Annotated in this window: 1 protein-coding gene; it reads left to right on the forward strand. The window is 64.4% G+C overall.

The window, feature by feature from the left end; genetic code table 11:
- Positions 1–1,560: type I restriction endonuclease subunit R (locus WAW17_RS11450; protein ID WP_422333097.1), on the forward strand; the 1,560-nt coding region annotated here is incomplete at both ends.

Raw genomic sequence — 1,560 nt, forward strand, 5'->3', positions numbered from 1 at the left:
TCACCGAATCCATCGTCGAGGACGCCACACTCGCTTGGCTGGAGGAATTAGGCTATGTGGTTCTGCACGGCCCGGACATCGCCGCCGGAGAACCCGCCGCTGAACGCATCGACCCGAACTACCGCGATGTCATCCTCGAAGGTCGCCTCCGACAGGCCCTCGCGCAGCTGAATTCAAAGCTGCCGCCCGAGGCACTTGAGGACGCCTACCGCAAGCTCACGCGCACTGATGCCCCTTCCCCGCTAGAACGCAACCGCGCCATTCACCGGCTGCTCGTGGACGGCGTCACGGTGGAGTACCGCCGGAAGGACGGCTCCATCGCCGGGGCGCAGGCCCAGGTGATCGACTTCGACGATCCCGACAACAACGACTGGCTGGCGGTCAACCAGTTCACCGTGTCCGACGGGAAGCATACACGCCGACCCGACGTGGTGGTCTTCGTCAACGGGCTCCCGCTGGCAGTCATCGAACTCAAGAATCCGGCCGACGAGAACGCGACGATCTGGTCGGCGTTTCAGCAGCTCCAGACTTACCAAGTGCAGATCCAATCGCTCTTCGCCACCAACGCCGCGCTGGTCGTCTCCGACGGTGTGCAGGCCCGGATTGGTGCGCTTGGCGCCGGCAAGGAATGGTTCAAGCCGTGGCGCACGATCGCGGGGCGCGAGGACGCACCGGCGAAGCTGACCCAGTTGCAGGTCTTGCTGGAGGGCGTGTTCGAGAAGCGCCGCTTCCTGGATCTATTGCGCCACTTCATCGTGTTCGAGGACTTGGGCGGCGGGAAGCTCGTCAAGAAGATGGCCGGCTACCACCAGTTCCACGCGGTTAACGCTGCCGTCGAGGAAACCCTTCGTGCCTCCATCCCCCCTGTGGACGTAGTACGGGAGCTGGAAGGCCACTACGAATCAGGAATCCGCCCCGGAGGCGACCCCGGGGACCGGCGCGTCGGCGTCGTATGGCACACGCAGGGTTCGGGCAAGAGCCTGACGATGGCGTTCTACGCGGGTCGGATGATCTTGCACCCCGGGATGGCGAACCCGACCATCGTCGTGCTCACCGACCGCAACGACCTCGACGACCAACTCTTCGGAACCTTCGCCCGCTGCCGGGACCTGCTTCGCCAACCTCCGGTGCAGGCCGCGGATCGGGCCGACCTGCGGGAGAAGCTCTCCGTCGCCTCGGGCGGTGTCGTGTTCACCACGATCCAGAAGTTCTTCCCCGAGGAGAAAGGCGACCGGCAACAGGTCCTGTCGCCCAGACGCAACATCGTCGTCATCGCCGATGAGGCGCACCGCAGCCAGTACGATTTCATCGACGGATTCGCCCGGCACATGCGTGACGCGCTCCCCAACGCATCGTTCATCGGCTTCACCGGCACGCCGATCGAGAAGACCGACGCCAACACGCGCGCGGTGTTCGGCGACTACATCAGCATCTACGACATCCAGCGGGCGGTGGCCGACAAAGCTACTGTCCCCATTTACTACGAGGGCCGGCTGGCCAAGCTGGAGCTCAAGGAGTCGGAGAAACCGAAGATCGACCCGAAGTTCGAGGAGGTCACCG

The sequence above is a fragment of the Rhodococcus sp. (in: high G+C Gram-positive bacteria) genome (assembly GCF_049286785.1).
Taxonomy (GTDB): Bacteria; Actinomycetota; Actinomycetes; order Mycobacteriales; family Mycobacteriaceae; genus Rhodococcus_F.